General features: G+C 48.1%; 19 protein-coding genes. 6 read left to right on the plus strand and 13 right to left on the minus strand.

Going from position 1 to position 17,750, the window contains the following annotated elements:
• Positions 1–17: 17 nt before the first annotated feature.
• Positions 18–554, plus strand: a complete 537-nt coding sequence (locus RF679_RS16290) for a DUF2058 domain-containing protein (RefSeq protein ID WP_309481686.1) — start codon at positions 18–20, stop codon at positions 552–554.
• Positions 555–573: 19 nt separating this feature from the next.
• Here RF679_RS16290 and RF679_RS16295 read toward each other — a convergent pair whose 3' ends face one another.
• The 5 genes from RF679_RS16295 to RF679_RS16315 all read right to left on the minus strand — a co-directional run bounded on the left by RF679_RS16295 (position 574) and on the right by RF679_RS16315 (position 6,562).
• Complete coding sequence (locus tag RF679_RS16295; RefSeq protein WP_309481687.1) at positions 574–1,275, minus strand: hypothetical protein; 702 nt, start codon at positions 1,273–1,275, stop codon at positions 574–576.
• A 348-nt stretch (positions 1,276–1,623) separates the two neighbouring features.
• The gene (locus tag RF679_RS16300) at positions 1,624–2,136 is read right to left on the minus strand and encodes a hypothetical protein (RefSeq protein ID WP_309481688.1); all 513 of its coding nucleotides are present in this window, start codon (positions 2,134–2,136) and stop codon (positions 1,624–1,626) included.
• A 180-nt stretch (positions 2,137–2,316) separates the two neighbouring features.
• Positions 2,317–3,396 carry a potassium channel family protein gene (locus tag RF679_RS16305; RefSeq protein ID WP_309481689.1) on the minus strand — a complete coding sequence of 360 codons (1,080 nt, stop codon included), beginning with the start codon at positions 3,394–3,396 and terminating at the stop codon, positions 2,317–2,319.
• 720 nt (positions 3,397–4,116) lie between these two features.
• Positions 4,117–5,391, minus strand: a complete 1,275-nt coding sequence (locus tag RF679_RS16310) for a hypothetical protein (protein WP_309481690.1) — start codon at positions 5,389–5,391, stop codon at positions 4,117–4,119.
• Positions 5,392–5,707: 316 nt separating this feature from the next.
• Positions 5,708–6,562 (minus strand): hypothetical protein, encoded by an 855-nt coding sequence (locus RF679_RS16315; RefSeq protein WP_309481691.1) that lies wholly within the window; start codon positions 6,560–6,562, stop codon positions 5,708–5,710.
• A gap of 425 nt (positions 6,563–6,987) precedes the next feature.
• Between RF679_RS16315 and RF679_RS16320 the strand changes: the two genes are divergently transcribed.
• The 3 genes from RF679_RS16320 to RF679_RS16330 all read left to right on the plus strand — a co-directional run bounded on the left by RF679_RS16320 (position 6,988) and on the right by RF679_RS16330 (position 8,658).
• Positions 6,988–7,371 carry an ArsR/SmtB family transcription factor gene (locus RF679_RS16320; RefSeq protein ID WP_309481692.1) on the plus strand — a complete coding sequence of 128 codons (384 nt, stop codon included), beginning with the start codon at positions 6,988–6,990 and terminating at the stop codon, positions 7,369–7,371.
• On the plus strand, positions 7,331–8,302 hold the full coding sequence (locus RF679_RS16325) for an SRPBCC family protein (RefSeq protein WP_309481693.1): 972 nt from the start codon (positions 7,331–7,333) through the stop codon (positions 8,300–8,302). The genes RF679_RS16320 and RF679_RS16325 overlap by 41 nt, the downstream gene beginning before the upstream one ends.
• A 95-nt stretch (positions 8,303–8,397) precedes the next feature.
• Positions 8,398–8,658 carry a hypothetical protein gene (locus RF679_RS16330; RefSeq protein WP_309481694.1) on the plus strand — a complete coding sequence of 87 codons (261 nt, stop codon included), beginning with the start codon at positions 8,398–8,400 and terminating at the stop codon, positions 8,656–8,658.
• A 53-nt stretch (positions 8,659–8,711) separates the two neighbouring features.
• On the opposite strand, the gene RF679_RS16335 is transcribed toward RF679_RS16330, so the two are convergent.
• From RF679_RS16335 to RF679_RS16370, 8 genes are all read right to left on the minus strand, one after another.
• The gene (locus RF679_RS16335; protein ID WP_309481695.1) at positions 8,712–9,098 is read right to left on the minus strand and encodes a VOC family protein; all 387 of its coding nucleotides are present in this window, start codon (positions 9,096–9,098) and stop codon (positions 8,712–8,714) included.
• A gap of 29 nt (positions 9,099–9,127) precedes the next feature.
• Entirely contained in the window at positions 9,128–9,526 is a 399-nt protein-coding gene (locus RF679_RS16340; protein ID WP_309481696.1) for a hypothetical protein, read from the minus strand.
• Between the two features lie 44 nt (positions 9,527–9,570).
• Positions 9,571–9,792, minus strand: a complete 222-nt coding sequence (locus RF679_RS16345; RefSeq protein WP_309481697.1) for a hypothetical protein — start codon at positions 9,790–9,792, stop codon at positions 9,571–9,573.
• A 24-nt stretch (positions 9,793–9,816) separates the two neighbouring features.
• Positions 9,817–10,902: a TFIIB-type zinc ribbon-containing protein gene (locus tag RF679_RS16350; RefSeq protein WP_309481698.1), complete on the minus strand. Its 1,086-nt coding sequence runs from the start codon at positions 10,900–10,902 to the stop codon at positions 9,817–9,819.
• 80 nt (positions 10,903–10,982) lie between these two features.
• Positions 10,983–12,110 (minus strand): SPFH domain-containing protein, encoded by a 1,128-nt coding sequence (locus RF679_RS16355; RefSeq protein ID WP_309481699.1) that lies wholly within the window; start codon positions 12,108–12,110, stop codon positions 10,983–10,985.
• A 129-nt stretch (positions 12,111–12,239) separates the two neighbouring features.
• On the minus strand, positions 12,240–13,016 hold the full coding sequence (locus RF679_RS16360; protein ID WP_309481700.1) for a hypothetical protein: 777 nt from the start codon (positions 13,014–13,016) through the stop codon (positions 12,240–12,242).
• Between the two features lie 108 nt (positions 13,017–13,124).
• Entirely contained in the window at positions 13,125–14,528 is a 1,404-nt protein-coding gene (locus RF679_RS16365; RefSeq protein ID WP_309481701.1) for an alkaline phosphatase, read from the minus strand.
• A 50-nt stretch (positions 14,529–14,578) separates the two neighbouring features.
• The gene (locus RF679_RS16370) at positions 14,579–16,048 is read right to left on the minus strand and encodes an alkaline phosphatase (RefSeq protein WP_309481702.1); all 1,470 of its coding nucleotides are present in this window, start codon (positions 16,046–16,048) and stop codon (positions 14,579–14,581) included.
• Between the two features lie 428 nt (positions 16,049–16,476).
• Between RF679_RS16370 and RF679_RS16375 the strand changes: the two genes are divergently transcribed.
• Positions 16,477–17,379, plus strand: a complete 903-nt coding sequence (locus RF679_RS16375) for a MurR/RpiR family transcriptional regulator (RefSeq protein WP_309481703.1) — start codon at positions 16,477–16,479, stop codon at positions 17,377–17,379.
• Between the two features lie 99 nt (positions 17,380–17,478).
• On the plus strand, positions 17,479–17,724 hold the full coding sequence (locus RF679_RS16380) for a YdcH family protein (protein WP_309481704.1): 246 nt from the start codon (positions 17,479–17,481) through the stop codon (positions 17,722–17,724).
• The last annotated feature ends 26 nt before the right edge of the window (positions 17,725–17,750 follow it).

Genomic DNA, 17,750 nt, shown 5'->3' on the forward strand with positions numbered 1-17,750 from the left:
ACTATCGGATATTCACTATGGCCTCATTACAAGATCAACTTCTCAAAGCCGGTTTAATCAATAAAGGGAAAGCCAAGCAGCTTCACCACGATAAATCAAATCAGAAAAAGGTCGAACGTCGTACTGGTGTGGAAAGTGTTGATGAGGCGCGTATCGCGGCCTTAGAGGTTCAGCAGAAGAATGCTGAGCGCGCACGCGAACTGAATGCGCAACGCGATGCGGCTGCGGCGCAAAAAGCGGTGTTTGCGCAAATTGTGCAGATGGTGGAAAAGAATCGTCAGAGCAAAGGCAATGGCGATATCGCTTACTACTACACGCTCGGCACCAAAATCGACAAAATCTATGTGTCAGAAGAGGTACAAAAACATTTGATCGCTGGACGCCTCATGATCGTCTGCATCGACGGCAAGACTGAATTACTGCCGCGTGTCATCGCAGAAAAAATCGAAGAGCGCGATCCGTCTTTGGTAGTACGCGTTAAAAAATCAAGCAATGAAGTCGATGAAGATGACCCGTATGCGGACTATAAAATTCCAGATGACTTTACTTGGTAAAAATCGTGCCTTTCAGTTTCTATTCAGGCACAAAATATCTGATGAGAGCTGGTCTACCATCGGTATTGACGACCGCGATACCGGAGCGCATTCCAGTGTAAACACCAGCATCGACGACTGCTATACCGGAGCGCATGCCAATGTAATAAGCTCCATCTTGCATCACCACCGTCGTGGGGTAAAGCAGCTTCCAGAATGCATTGAAGGCAATGATCTCAATGCGATTATCCGGGGTGAACTCCATGAGACTTGACGAACCAACGAAGACGATTGACTTCTGACCGCCGGATCCGACTCGTACTAGGGCCGCGGCTGGCGCATCCGGCAATAGCGTTAAGAGTATTGGTTGCGACGGTGTCTTAAAGTTACGAATCACGTGGATCGCACCGTGACTCGACATCATGTGTGACAGACCTGAGAGAATATAAAGATCATCGTCAATCGGAATGAGTGCCTGGATATTTCCTCTAAAGAATGGTGCACCATCTGCTTTAACCTCGTTGAGGTAGAGGCCGCCTCCAAACTCTCCTTGATTGACGCCAATGTATTTGACTGTACCAGTATCAAATACCAAGTTTTCTTTTGGACGATGATAATTGATTTGCTCAATCGCGAGGTCTGGACTGAGTGATAGGAAAGTGGTTTTCCGATCTCGATTCATGCGATTGAGTTCGTCAGAGCTAGTCGGTACAGGTTTCTCGACAAATCCACGTTTCTTCATTTGATCGGCGATACTATCTGCACACGCAGACGCGCTCAACGCGCACAAGAATACGAATAAACAAAAAGCTTTCAAACTATTCTCCGCATAAAAATTGACCGACTTACCGACAGATTAAAACATCGTCATACACACTGCGTCGCCAACGCATTTTTTCACAATGACTTGCAGTGTACTATTGCCCTGCCAAGCTCTCAAGAAAAACGTTTCGATAAGCAGATTATCGCTTTCGTAGGAACTACAAATGCACGGTGGTCAGTGGAAATTCCTTCGCTTCTTTCATGCATGATAGGCGCGACAACTTAGACACCGTTTTGAAATGTTTTACGCAATGTAGGGCAGGTGCAACTAAGTCTCGAACTCTAGGCAATACAGTCCGCATTGTTGAGCAAGCGAAATGATAGGCTCAGCACGTTCACGTGAATTGAAGAAGCAGACGTTCGTGTCATCCCAAGACGCGGCGAATAAACAATCGTATTCAGGCAAGATAATAAATTGCTTCGGCGACCTTGTTGGGTCAATACGGCACTGCTGAAGGAAGCCACTCTTATTGAGATACTTCTTGATGATAAGTTTTGATTTGCGCGGCCAACGGCCACGATATCGAACCGTGTACACTTCCGTCGATTCAAACAATAAGGCCCAATGCTGACGGAATTTTTGATCTCTTTCACTACGTTCTGGTCCATCGAAGCAATCCATTAAGTGCCATTCGCTTTCATCACGTAACCAATGATCAAATACAGATATGGCGAATCGCCCCATAGAATGGTCTTCGTTTTCGCGCACGTCCCGGAGTTCGGGGAATTGAAGCTTTAAAGCCTGCTGCTTCTCATCAGATAGTGACTGCAACAATTTCATGATTTTTTATTAAAGTGGACAAAGCCAAGTCAATTGTAATTCGACTTCATTTATCCTCGATTGAAAGTTCGACAGCGCGGGTTGCACCCGCCCTAATTGTTCGTTTAATTCCGCGAAGTGGAAGATCGGTGATGCGTGCTATGGCGATTCAATCACTCAAGCAAAGGAGCGCTCTAGGCCTCAGGTCATATCGAGCAGATGCTGCTCAATCTCTGCCCGCCCTTCGGTGCTCGTCATAGCCACGATCACATCACCGGCACGTAGTAGATATTGATCATCGGGGTTAAAAGTCCAATCATTGTTGGCGCGCACGGCGATCAGGATGTAATCGGGGCTGCGTAAGCGTAGTTTGCCCATCGGCGTGGCGGGGAAGTTTGCTGGTGCGACGACTTCTTCCACACGCAGATTTTTTTCCGACTTCAACATCTCATCGAGGAAACCCACCACGTGTGGGCGCACCATTGCCGATGCCATACGCATGCCGCCTGTGAAGTCAGGGCAGATCACCTCATCAGCACCCGCTTTACGCATTTTTTCGACATTACGCAATTCATGCGAGCGCGCCACGATACGTAATTTTGGATTTAACTGTTTGGCGGTAATGATGATCATCAAATTACGCGAATCATCGCCGGTCACGGCAAACAATCCATGCGCGTCTGTGATGTCGGCACCAGAAAGCAAATCATCATCCGATGCATCGCCATGCAGATAAAGTAGGTTAGGAAATTTTTCTCGATATTCTTCAAAATTGGTTTGTTCCGGATCGATCGCGACAAACGGACGGCCTGTCTTTTGCAATTCATGAGCGACATTGCGACCGACGCGGCCAAAGCCACATACGATGTAATGCTGGCGCAATTTTTTGATACGCTTTTCCATCCGTCTTCTCCGCAGGGAATAATCTAAATCTTTTTCTAAGAAAAATACTGTTAGGCTGGTGAACAAGAAAGTCAGTACGCCTAAACCAGCGATGCTCATGACACCGGCAAATATCTTGGCACCAAAGGTAGTGAGCGGTACGCCCTCGCCATATCCAACGGTTGAAATCGTGATCAAAGTCATGTAGACCGCATTCTCCCAGCTATGCTGGTCACCGATCCAATAGAAACCTATTGCGCCAACACCAATCAATGCCAGCAGAGTCAAAGCGGCCCAGCCGATACGCGCCATAATACGGCGCAGCTGACCGCTCTCGTCAGTCGCATCAGGCTGCATGGTCGACATCGCATCTTGCTGGTGTTGATCAGAGGTTCGCATACATTAAGGTGTTGTGGTTGTATGCCTGATTGTAGCTTTGCGCAATTTGAAGTGACTTGCATTTGCGCAAGAAAACTGATTTTGTCGCTTTTTGTGTTGCGTGTTTGTCGTAATGCGTCGTAGATTCTCGACATGCAAGCTATTTACATTGCTCGAAAGACGAGATGCTTTTTACTTCAATTGCATTTGGTGAAATTCCTGCACCTTCAGATTCGTCCACCAACACCACGAAGTCGCGCAAGATAAGATCGGCCTTAGCTTGCAAACAACTGCTTTTCACGCGACGAGCTTTGCCCAATTTTAGCTTTACATAGGCGTCCTGCATGCGCAATGCAAATTGCCGAAAATGAGGTTCAAACGCCGTGTTTTTTTGCATCACTGGACGTCGGGGCATGAACCAAAGATCACCTCCATCGCTCGGCTCGTAACTCACGATGCCTTGCAAATGCAGAGATCCCTGCAAAACAAATTTGCCATCGTAAGTGTTGCCATTGGCGTCATATCGATCTAAGGAAATACGTTCTCTGCTTAGGTCGGGCTTTTGTCCCTTAGAGTCTCTTAGCTCGCAAACTTGCACTAACTTGAGCTCTTTGGGCAAGCTAATTTCAACGTGTAAAAGATCGGAACCACAAGAGCAGCCTGTCGCGGGGCCATACTGCGCGAGCAAAAGGGAATCGGTTTTATGTAGTTTGGGACTCGCTGCAAAAAAGAACGGCGAGCTTATTGTTGCGAAAGCTCACTGATCTCGATCTTCTCCGGTACCTTCCACTTCACAAAATGCCCTGCGCCGACGGCTGCGATCCACTGTTGCGTTTCTTCGGCACTATGTAGCGGCGCTAAATCGTACACATATCCCGGAAGGATTTGACCGCGGCGCAACACATAGCTAGGACCACTGGGATTATCATTGTCTCTAACGGACCAACTATCCGCTGATACGCGTTGCAAGCGATAATTGCTACGTTCAAGCTGGAAACGCAAATCGTAGCGATCACAACTCCCCATACAATAAGGCTCAATTTTCGTTGGTGCAAGAAACTCGATAGTACTACCGCGTGTGGCATGATGCCGATAATGCTGCCCCCAAATCTTGTTCTTTGAACGCCACAACCACATTTGATAGACGCCAAGATCTTTTCCAGTATCGTCAAAGGTGGTGCTGAACACGCCAAGAAATTCCACCGCGTCAGTGGCGTTCTTTTCGAGTGGGAAACGCGGCGCTGCGACTTTTGTAAACTGCGTCGTCTGCGGTGAAGGGTTCGGTCCAACGTCGCCAGAGAAGGCAAAATGCTCACGATCGATGACGTTTATTTTGCCCGAGAGCGGCGTCACGTCCTTACTTTGGTTCTGCCATTCATAAGCATCGCCGCCGAGATGCTTAAGCCTTCCCTGATGCTCATACAACTCGGTACTCCACAGCCATACGTCAAGTGCATCATTGATCACGATCTTCGCGAAACGACTGTCATTCCCATCAGCCACATAATGCCCAGCAATAGTGCCGCCAGTTTCAGTGATAGGGCCAAAAAAACGCGCCTGAACCTGATCATCGCGCAAACGTGCTTCGTAGCGGAAGCGGCGCCCCAGGTCGAATTGCATACTGCTTTGTTTGCTCTCGTGCGAAATAGAAGCATAGCCCGCGATTGCCAATAGTGGTACAGCGAGACACCACGCAGCGATAAGTTTAGAACGCCATTTTGATTCGACACTCAGCGCAGAATTCTTTGCGTAAATCGAATAGGCAATTCCATAGATGAGATAGAGCAATCCATAAGGCAGCATCAAGATGAACACATCAATACGAATCGGTGCCACTACTGCGGGCGACCAGAGCAAGCTCATATAGGCCTCATACAGTGCCAACACGATACTCAGTCCATACAGAAGACGCAGCGGACCGCGCTTGAATTCAGTGGGAGCTCCTGACGACAAGATAGAGATCGGTAGCCAATTCAGTAGTGCTAAGAAATAGGCGATCGTAAACAGAGAGGACATAAAATTGACAACGCCTAATTCCAAAGGAATACGAGCCATCACAAATACTCAGTACGACGCTTTACCTCTTCTAGGCGCATATTCGGAAAAAGCAATGCGACGAAGCGAGCATTCGGCTCAGGGTGGATAGAAAAACCGCTGGCATAGTAACACCCGCCGATGGGTAAGCCCTAAGAATTCCATAAGTATCGATTGCTACCACTCGCGGGATTGAGGTGCTCAACTCATCCCCTCGCATCCAGAGAAACGCCAGTGCAACACAAAGAATGGAAAGCTTCACGCATGCGGCAAAACTCATTGCCAGCGACCAACAGCCTTATTCTTTAATAACGTACTTTCCTTTAACATAGTGGTATTTTTGATTTTCGGCCGGTTTAATCTGAAGATTATCGGCTAGCCTAGTCCCACTGAAGATCACCGACAGCTCAGGAAACTCCGTTGGCTTCGTTTGCAGTAATTGAATTTGTCCAACGTAACTGTAGCAAGGGAAAGCGAGATCGATACGATTCTCCTCTTTGTCTGTTGGCGCAATACAGTGATCCTGATTGTCACCGCCCGTCTCGATCGTACCCAAGCGACTCCACTTTTCGTCGGTGAACCCAAATAGTGCTTTACCCCAAGTGTTCAGTCCTTGACCTTGCCAAGAAGTGTCAATCAATAAGACTCGATTCTTCTCACTTAAATGCAGGAATTCAAAACTTTTTGGCGTTTCGATATCGCCCCATGAGCCCAACTCCCCCAAATATTTTTGCGCGGCCAATTTCACCCAGTTCGCGCCCTGATTTTTGTAAGTAACGATACTGATCTGAGGGGCGCATCCATGACAACGCACTATGCTCGCGTCCGTTGCTTCCTCACCCTGACTCCGATAGGTCTTCAAAAACACGGCGTAATACAACGTTCCCTTAAGTTCGAAAGAGTAGTTGAACCACAATCGAGTTAACTCATCTCTTTTGGTGAGGACAGCACCTGTTTGTGGATCAAGTCCAAACAAATCTTTGATTGCGAGTTCCACCGTTGGCAGAGCCATTTCAGCCGCGTTCGGCGCATGCTTTGCTTGCAGAGATTCTGCAGAAAACTTCTCCGAATACAATCGTGACAACGGCTTCCAATTAAACGCGAGCAAGGCGAGACCGAGAACTATTATTCCTAAAATGATTTTTCGCATCATGCGATCCTTATAGCAGCTACCAATACATTCAGGTCGAGGGGTTTGTAAGAAAGCCGTATCAACATTCTAGTCACCCATCTTACGTGGCAAAGGTTCGCAACTCAATCGCTACTCGCACCCACTAATATCCATCTTTGTTCACGTACATGAACATCGTAAGAACAAGCGTTAGAGCACCGCTGCTAATACCGATTCGCTTATTCGTCTAAAAGAGGACACGGGGAAAGATATCACAGCTTGGCGCACAAGAAGAGCGCCTGAAGTCTTCCACCACTCGCTTATGGAATCTTCCCAAAAACTTTAGTTCTTGACTTAGTTAAAATGCGCGCCTATTATTAAACCACTTGGTTAATTAACCGATGAGTATATTAAATTTCGATCCCAGCATCGCACAGCTATAACAGACCAACCATGGTGAACAACTTATGGCAGACCAACTCAGTCAAACTTTCTCAGCCCTAGCCGATCCTACCCGTCGCGCGATCTTGGCGCAACTGTCACAAGGGGACGCAACGGTATCCGAACTGGCACAACCATTTTTGGAAGAAATGAGCCTGCCCGCCGTTACCAAACATCTCAAAGTTTTGGAAACGGCGGGTTTGATTACCAAGACACGTGAAGCCCAAAGCCGTCCCTGCAAACTCAATGGTGAAGCATTGAAAGTGGCGGCGGATTGGGTCGATCAATATCGCGTTTTTTGGGAAGCGAGTTTCGATCGTCTCGATGCCTACCTCAAAACCATTTCCGCTGAACAGAAAGGTAAAAAACATGTCGCTACCAACAAAAAAAGCACCCGCAAAAGCCAATGAGATCTATCTCGAGCGTCTCTATGATGCGCCGGTTGAAGCTGTATGGGATGCTTGGGTTGATCCTGCGCAAGCAGCACATTGGTGGGGACCTCGTGGCTTCACCCTAACGACGTATAGCAAAGAGTTACGGGTCGGTGGTCAGTGGCGCTATACCATGCACGGGCCTGATGGCACGGATTATCCAAACATTGCGACTTATTTTGAGATCGACGAGCATCGCAAACTGGTGTACGACCATGGCGCGACCGATGACTCCCCGCCACTATTTCGCGTCACGGTTCTATTCACCGAAATCGGTCAGAAAACCTTGATGGAAATGACGATGACATTGGCTACTGAAGAGGCCGCAACACAAACGCGCCACTTCATTAAGCAAGCTGGTGGCGAATCGACTTGGGATCGTTTTGCAGAGTATCTGGCAGAACAAACCGAGAGCAAACAACGCTTCGTCATCAATCGTAGTTTTGATGTGTCGATTGAGACCATGTATGAGGTGTGGACTAAGCGCGAACATTTTGAACAATGGTTGCCGCCAACCGGCTTCACTATGAATTTCTTGCGTGCAGATATTCGCGAAGGTGGCAGCACCTTTTATTGCATGACGAACGGAAGCAACGTAACCATGTATGGTCGCGCCTTCTACCTCACCATGCAGAAACCCAATCGTCTTGTGTACACGCAGCAGTTTTGCGATCAAGACGAGAATATCTCACGTCATCCTTTCGCACCGATATGGCCAGAAACCATGCAAACTACTGTTGAATTCACGACAGAAGGCGACCATCGCACGCGGGTCACCGTCACTTGGGAGCCGATCGGTGAAGTGAGCGATGCTGAATTGCAAGCCTTCCTCAAAGAACGCGGCGGCATGACCAAGGGTTGGACTGGGTCGTTCGATAAATTAGAAGCGCATTTGGCTACCACCCATTAAGCGATAGTAGGCGGTAATTTTCAGGAAAATTTCACGGCCAATGCAAAGAACATTGTCGCTACAATAGCGTTCCTTCAAACATCGTTCTGGCTCGCATGGAATACCTGATTTTTGCCTGCATAATTGCCGCTTACGGCATCATTCTTCTTTTTATTCACTACAACGATATGGGAGAAATAAAGAGCGCTGCAAAGAGAAAGGGCTGGCGAGAAATTCGAATCGAAAGGTCGTTCTTCGCCAATCTTTTTGATGGGAATGACCGTTGTTATCGGGTTCGCTATGTGGATTCAGAAGGCATTAAACACAGCGTCGAATGCAAAATCTCGTTTTGGCATGGTTTGTACTGGCGTGATTAAGGCGAGCCGGTGTCAATCACCTTGGCTGACTATGGGCTCGCCAAATCACTTGATTACTGCATCGAATGCAAACCGATCATATTGCCTTCGGTATCAACGAACATCGCGATAAATCCATTCACACCAATCGATGTCTTAGACTTAAACACTTTCGCACCATGCGCTTCTGCACTTGCTAATTCCAAGGCACAATCATCGCAAGCAAAATACACCAATGTACTACCGCCGGATGGGCAACCAGGCATTTTGATTAAGGCGCCGGAGGCACCGTAGTCTTGCATAGACATCGGAAAAGTCCACATCTCCGTCTCGGCGAATTCAACCGGATCAGGATTCGGCAGTGCTTCTAACTTGGTTTGGAAAACCGCCTCGTAGAAGGCTTTTGCACGCGGCATATCTTGGACGTAAATTTCAAACCAGCCTACTGGATTCGCTTTCATTTCTACACCCTCCATAACAGTCAAGTTGATCAACTGGGACTATTCAAAACTCTCAGCACTTGCAGTGCCAACATTGCACGCGACTTCCCTCGCCCTTTGACCTTTTCAGACAGATTCTGTGCACTCGTCACATCATCAAATTGATGAACCATCAGTACAACACTTTTATTAAGGTCTGTTTCGAGTTCAAAATCATAAAATCGTTCGTCGCGCGTCACTAAGGAACCACCAAAACCAAATTCAAAACCCATCGACCAGCCATCACTAGCCACATCGATAAATACAGCCTCTTGTGAGGAGATATGCTTCTCTTTCAAAAAGTTTTCGACCGCGAGCGGTACTCGATTTGCTCGATAGTACTGAGCGGTCTCCAGCATCTTTTGAAATTCGATTTCATTCTGTTGTTGCACATTTAATTGACGAGCCACGAGATCTCCCCTTTTTTTGAGCCGCATCATTTTTCAAAAAAATCTCATTTCTTTCCTCTCCAGATAGGTCGGTAAAGCATAAGACACCCTCCTATCATCAGAATTGAGCCAGTCCCCTTCCACCAACGCATTTCTTCAGCAGATATTGTGAAAAAATAGTTTAATACATCCGTCGAATAATTGAGCACAGCGACGAAAATAATTGCTGTGATCAGCACCGCAAAGCCTAGCGCGATTAGCTTCTTAGCTAACAAAAATTTTTCCATTTCACATCTCTCTCAACAACCGCATTACTTTTTCTGCGACAACCAGAATAAGCCGCCAACGATGATGGCACCGAGCGCAATTGCACCGATGATTTTCCATACAGAATACGGACGCTCACCTTGCACTTTACCGGTTTGCCCGTTCACGAGGAAACGATAAACTTGGTCGCCATAGCGATATGAGGAAATCCAAATCGGCAGCAGGATGTGTTTGAAGTGGATATCGCTATAACGCGGGCTCATTTGCAGAATACGTTGATGATCGCCACCGATATCAGAACAGATCGCGCCGCGAATTTCATTTTCCATGACACCACGCGCCTCGGTAAAGCCCGGCTCAAGGCCGACTTGATAGGCTTCGACCGTGAAGCCCGACACGTAATCGTCGCGATACGCCTGCAGTTTATCCAAACGCCATGGTGCCAATTTATCTGCTTTGTCATGCGGTAAAGAGCGCGAACCCAAAATCAGTACATCGTCGAAATCAACATGCACTTGACCAGCGGCTGGATACCACGCCGTGCGCGTCACTGAGCGTGTTTTAGTTTCGCCATTTTCCGTATAGGTTTCCGTCTCCGTATAGTCCACACCACGCTGACCGACATAAGGGGTATCGCTGGCCGCGTCGTAGGTCCAATAAGGCGTGTAGACACCTTTCAGGCCGCGCTCGGCACGATACGCTTGCTTCAAGGCATTCGGTGCAAACCACAAGCTGCCAATCCAATCGGTGAACTTTTGACGTGCCTCACCTTCTTTGATATCAAAAGCCGCAATCGCTTTCGGCTGAATGATGCGTTGCGAATAAGCCTCTGTTGCGATTAAGGGCGCGGCACAGAATGGACAACGATCGGAAACAATATTCGCCGCAAATTGCGACTGTGCCCCGCAAGCCTTACATTTGACGGTTTGCGCGGCGAGGCTAGGTTCATTACCTGCTTTCTCAGCGAGGTAGGCATCATAATCGAGTTCTTCAACCGCAACGGCAGTCGCTTCATGATCAACTTCGATCGCGTTTTGATGACCGCAATAAGGACACTTCAAAGCCGCTTGGCCGGGCGCGAATTCGAGTTTCGCACCGCACTGACTACATGGAAAAGTTTTTGTACTCACAGTTTTCTCTGCACAAAGGGAAGGAGAAAAAAGAAAACGGCGCCGCGGATATTCCGAGGCGCCTCTAGTCCTTTCGGCGATTAAGTCTGTGGTGGCAATGGTGGAGGCACTGCGGCAAACAAGCCCGCTAAATCAGCTTGCTCGCCAGCTTTGGCCCAGCCTGACATGCCTTGTTTCCACACCAAAGTATCGCGCTGCAAAGTACCACCGGCGACTTGCGCTTGCAAACCCGCCATATCGAAGGGCCCAGTTTGCGCACCTTGATGGGCGACGAAATAGGCCAAGGCTGTTGGTAGTGGCGGCGGCATAGCACCACCCGATTGGGTTGCGGTGGGCGCTTGATTTTGAAACAGATTACCCATGCTCTGCGTCAGCATACCACCCACACCAACGCCCATCATACTACCCGCCATGCCCGGATTATTCGCCGCATCACGCAAAGCTTGTGCGCCTTGGTATTGCGCAAATTGATTCATATTGCCAATCACGCGCATCGCACCTTGTTGATCGATTGCACGTTCGACTTCTTCTGGCAAGCCGATGTCTTGCACTTGCACTTCACACAGTTCCAAACCGTATTTAGTGAAGTCGGCCGCGATGCGCTCACAGATGCGCTCACCAACCAAAGTGACTTTGCCTTCGAGATCGATAACAGGCACGCCAATTTCTGGCATCACTTCTTTAATGCGCAAACCGATTTTGCCGCGTAGATTTTCTTCGATATCTTCGGTGGTGAAATCCGCTTTAGTGCCGACCAATTCGATCAACATGGTCTTGGCATCTTGAATCCGCAAAGTATAGATACCAAAGGCTGTCACACGTACCACGCCGAACTCAGGATCGCGCATGGTCGCTGGACCAGCGGTACCCCATTTCAAGTTAGTGAACCGCGTAGTATTGAAAAAATACACTTCGGCTTTGAATGGACTATCAAAACCGTATTTCCATCCTTTGAGCGTACTGAGAATAGGCATGTTCTGCGTATTGAGCTCGTACATGCCGGGCTGGAACACATCGGCGATTTGGCCTTTGCCGAGCTGACCTTCATTGACCACCACCGCCACTTGACCTTCACGCACGGTGAGCTTGGCGCCCATCTTGATTTCGTTTTGGTAGCGTTCAAAACGATGGACCATGATGTTAGGACTATCATCGGTCCACTCGATGATGTCGATAAACTCGTGCTTTAATTTATCCCAAATGCCCATATACCGCTCCTCGATTCTGTGGGGAAAGATCAGACTCGTATACAAAAAATCAAACGAGTCATACGTCAGCAAGTATTGCCGAATATAAGCATTTCGACAAGTGGAATTGTCGTAGCGATTTCTGCGAACTTAGTCGAGAAAATCCGCATACTCTTTCTGGATGTAGCCCTTCAGGTTTGTCCACGGTAATTGCGCCTGCGTTTTATCCGCGATTTGCACCTCAACACGTTGATAAAACTGGCCTGCTTTATCGCCACTCTCAACGATCAAAGGAATTTGTTTCTTGGTATGCCACAAGACTTTTTGAAAAATGCCATTCTTTTCGCGTTCGTACCAGACAGCGTCAGCATCGCTTGATTTGACAGTACTGATCTTCATCTCTTTCAGTAATGCAGGATCGAGCAAGTAATAGGCATTGCTCCATGAGCCATCAAAGTTCACATTGTTGTATTCTGAAGCGGGCACGCTGACACACATTTTTTCTTGCGCATCAATGAATTCGATTTCTGGTTTACCGGCGACCAATTGAATATGACGTGGAATCAACACAGGATTGAAATGTTTATGCTCGGTCAAACTTTGCGCAGCCTTGGGGTTGTTCACTTTTTTGATTTCTGGCTTGTGTTCAGGCTTATGCTCATGATGCGCGGCAAATTTATTGGCAACGATACGCTCAAGCCACACGTGAGACTGACGGCGCAACATTTTGTCTTGGTAGCGCGCCTCACGCGTGACACCTTCAGCGGTGATCACTTTGCTGTAATAGCTGATGCGCACATCCAAATCTGGCGCGGACGTGGCGTTGTTCGTGGCATTGTTCGTGCCACCTGCGTGCACCCCGGATGCACCTGAACACAATAATCCAAAACTCAACAGTTGAGCTGCTACAAAACGACTGACTTTCATGATGAACTCTTTAAAGAAGAAGCCGATGTCATGCTGAGCATCACATCGGCTGGGTAGTACTTATTTCATTACAAGACTTAGGCTAAAGCTAAAGCAAACTCGTAGCGCTTAGAAACCAAAGGCCGCTTTCAACAAAGTGAATACCTTGGTGTTGTCGATCGTGCCTTTGAATAATTTGGCGTTATTACCTGTCGCGAATAATTTCACGTCGCCACCGCCATGGGTTTCGCTCGACAAACGTACACCTGTTTCTTGCAAATAGTTGTCCGCTAATACGGTTGCACTATCAAGGCCGGCGCGAATATTCGGACGATTTGGACCATTACCGAAGACCAAGGTGGTATAGGTATTACCGTCCGCATCTTTCGATGGCAAACCAGTTTTGTAGTCACGATTGATATCGAGGATAGGATTACCACGTTTGCCGTAACCATTGAACGCCAGCGTGTGGTCGTGGTCGGCTGTCACGACGATCAAAGTATTCGCCAAAGTTGGATCGGTCAATTTCGCTCTATCCAAAGCGGCTTTGATCGCATCATCAAAGGCGATCGTGTCAGCGAGAGCGCGCTTCGCATTGGTGCCATGCAGCGCATGATCGATACGACCACCCTCGACCATCAAGAAATAACCGTTGGCGTTTTGCGATAACAAGTCCATTGCTTTGACCGTCATCTCCGCCAAGCTTGGTTGATTCGCGCCTTCTCCGACCGGTGGATTGGCAACGCGATCAAGTTCATATTCCAAATGGCTCTTGCTGCTGTACAGACCAATGAATTTCTTGCCGTTCGGTGCGGCTGCCATTTCGGCTTTAGTTGCTGCAACGGTGTAGCCTTTCGCCGCCAACTCGGCCAAGAGATCACGGCCATCAGCGCGACCTGTCTTGTTCGTCGTCGCGTTGTAAGGTGTGAAGTGATTGCGACCACCACCCATCAACACGTCCACGCCATCGCCAAGTGCTGCGTTGTAACCGGCGCCACCTGGCACCGCTTGCGCAGCGATATGGTATTGCGCATTGCGATTACAAATATGCGAGTAAGTCGCCGCTGGTGTGGCGTGTGTCAATTCCGTCGTCGTGATCGCACCAACTGCTTTACCTTTGGCTTTCGCCAATTCGAGAATCGTTGGAACTGAAGTGCCATTGCCTGTGGCCGCACAATTGTTCACGCCGAGGTTACCATTCGCATCTTTGCCTGGTGGCGTGGCGATTGTGTCGGAACTCATCGACAGCACTTCGTTGTTCATCTTCACGCCGGTCATATAGGCCGCCATCGATGGGGCGCTATCGGTGGTTTGTGCGTCATAAGAGTAGGTTTTGATACGCGCCGTGCGTTCCAACTTATCCATGGTCAAGCTACCGTCTTCACCATATTTGTAAATGCGTGAAGCGGTAATCGTTGATGGGCCCATGCCATCACCGAGGAAGAAGATCACATTTTTTGCCGTACTTTGCGCTTGCGCTGCACCGCCAACAAAGGCGCTAGCGATGACCGCTGCTAAGAGAATTCGTTTCATATTTATTCCGTCTAGTTATGTAGGAGAACTTTGGTGTACGCGCGATCTGCTTACAGACCTACAGCCGCTTTCACTAAGCTATACACTTTGGTGTTATCGATCGTGCCCATGAAGGTGTCAGCACCTTTACCGATCGCACCGAGGAAGACATCCGTACCACCGTGCGTTTCACTGCCAGCACCAACACGGATCACGGCTTCTTGGTGGTAGGTATTGGCACTGGTCATGGTTTCGTCGAAGCCGACCAACATAGAACGTGGGCCTTGTGGTCGATTTTCACCGTTACCAAAACCAATGATGGAATAAGGCATGCCATCCATATCTTTATCTGGTGTACCAGTGACATAGTTTTTCACCACACCAAGGACACCTGGATTCGTCGCTGAAGTTTTGCCGGTGCGTTTGGCGTAACCATTCAAGACTAGGGTGTGATCATGATCTGCAGTGACCACGATTAAAGTATTTTTCAAATCGGGATCAGCGACCTTGGCTTTGGCAATCGCGGCTTTAATCGCGTTATCGAAAGCTACCATGTCTTGCAAAGCTTTCTTCGCCGTGGTTTCGTGCAAAGCATGATCGATACGACCACCTTCAACCATCAAGAAATAACCTTTGCTATTTTTTGACAAGACATCCATCGCCTTCGTCGTCATCTCTGCCAAGCTTGGCTCTTTGCTTGGGTCGCGATCTAAGTCGTAGCTCATGTGGCTCGATGTGAACAAGCCGAACAAGCGATCAGTTTTGCTCGCATCAACCGCGGCCAATTCGGCTTGTGTGCTGGCGTAGGTATAGTTTTTCGCTTTCATTTCGGCGATCAAATCACGACCGTCAGCGCGTTTGCCACCGTCTTTGAATGGAATGAAGAATTGTTTACCACCGCCGAGCAACACATCAAGACCCGTGCTACCAAGCGCCGCGTTGTAACCTGCGCCACCTGGAACTGCCGCCGCAGCAATATCATTTTCCAAATCACGATGGCAAATGTGTGAATACGTCGCCGCTGGTGTCGCGTGGGTGACGCGCGTTGTAGTCACCACACCAGTCGATAAACCTTTCGCCTTCGCCGCTTCCAACAGAGTCGGCACCGCTGTACCGTTGCTGGTGCCGCAGTTATTCGCTAACTTGTTGCCGTTCGCATCCACACCAGGATCTTTCGCAATCGTATCTGCCGACATTGAGATGACTTCATTGTTCATCTTCACGCCGGTCATGTAAGCCGCCATCGATGGCGCACTGTCCGTCACTTGTGCATCATTTGAGAAAGTCTTCACAAAGGCGGTTTCTGGCAGTGTATCGACGGTCAATTCACCATCTTCACCAACTGCATAAATACGGGCTGCAGTCATGGTCGTCATGCCCATACCGTCACCCAAAAAGAAGATGACATTTTTCGGTGGATCGATTGGCGTCACCGCTGGTGTATCAGCGACCTTATCACTTTTTCCACATCCTGCCAGTGCCAATCCAACGGCGGCAGCCATGACTGCTAATAGGAGCTTATCGCGCTTATTTGTTTTCATTTGTTTCATTCCTGGTGGACTAAAAGCCGAGAATGTAACCAAACGATGTGACATAAATGTGACGCTTCAAAGCACCTTGAAAAATTAGAGGAAACATTCGAAGTTCTAGATACCACTTCGATTTTTTGCTATTCGCGCGAGAACTTCGCTTATTTTCACCTAAGATACCAGTTCGATCTTTTTACATGTAAAATGTCTCAGAGGTGTAAAAGTTTTTGCAATAAAAGCAATCTGTTTTGTTTGTCATTGCTGAAAAAACATCGTTATGTTAAGGTTGATGTTGCCAAGAAATAATATCCAGAAAACATCAAGATTGACATCCATTTGCGACAAAGAAGCGCGAATTACGTCATCTCAAGTAACTATGGCAAGCTGCCCAAAATGACATAGAGCATGGGCATTCTTTAGATCTGACAATTCAATAAAAAATGAGACAAATCCAAAGTCCGGCCCGGGGGGGGTCTATTAACGAAAGGATAGGTCGCGTCTATAGCTCACTGTCAAAGTCTCACAAAAAGACAGCCGACTATGTCGTCGCCAATGCTTTTCGCGCCGCAACAATGTCCATCGATGAACTCGCGCATGCCGTGGGTATCTCTAACGCCACGGCCAATCGGTTCGCTCGCGCCTTAGGTTTCGATGGTTATCCACAATTTCGTGCAGAACTGGTACATGGGTTCGAGTCGATGATGGCGCCAGCTGAAAAGCTGGAGTTCGCGCCAGATCGACCACCAAGCTGTGCCGATATTTTTGCACGATGTATCGAGGAAGGTGTCAGCAATCTCGAAGCAACACGTCGCATTTTGAATCCCGAAAATTGCGAACGTGCGGTGAAGATGATTTTAAATGCGGAACGTATTTTTATCATCGGCTATGGTGCCAGTTCTTTCCTTGGTGGATTGATGGGACACGCCTTAGCGCCTTTGTGCAAGAGTGTGCATTACAACTTAGGCTCGGGTGGTGCAGGCCATATCGCTAGCCAGTTGTTTAAATATACGGAGAACGATCTCGTCATCGGTATCTCGTTCCCGCAATATGCCAGCGATACCATCACCTTGTTACGCCAAGTTCGTGAAAATCGAGTTCCTATCATCGCGCTGACCGATGTGCCGAGCTCTCCTGTCGCGCAATTGGCGAATTTAACTTTGTATGGACAAACACAAAGTTCTAGCTCGGCGAGTTCTGATGGTGCTGCTCTGTGTCTGATCGAAGCTCTGTGTAATGCAGTCGCTTATCAGACCAAACTAGCGACGGAAGAGCGCAGTGAAATGGATCAGTTTGTGATGCCGTGGGTGCACCACAATCAACAGCTGCTAAATCGCCGTTCTTGATGCAAGCAACTCGTGCTTCACGTAGTTTTGATGTAGATCATTAAGCGCTTCTAACAAAACGCTTATGATCTACTCACAAACGACTACTAAGGAGCACTCATGCAAGTTGAACATCATCCACTCGCCGCTGAATTTCCAGAATTCAAAGAAAAGATTCATGCATTGAAAATGACCAATGCACATTTCGCTAAATTATTTGACGAATACCACGATGCTGACAAAGCAGTTCTCCGCGCAGAAAATGGCGTTGAACATTTGGCCGACGCGGCCTTGGAAAACTTGAAAAAAATCCGCATTAGTTTGAAGGATCAACTCTTCCAAATCTTGCAAACAGCGAGTGCATAAGCGAAGCAAAAGCTCTTGGAGCTAGG

This window comes from Undibacterium cyanobacteriorum, assembly GCF_031326225.1.
In the GTDB taxonomy this organism is placed as follows: domain Bacteria; phylum Pseudomonadota; class Gammaproteobacteria; order Burkholderiales; family Burkholderiaceae_D; genus Undibacterium; species Undibacterium cyanobacteriorum.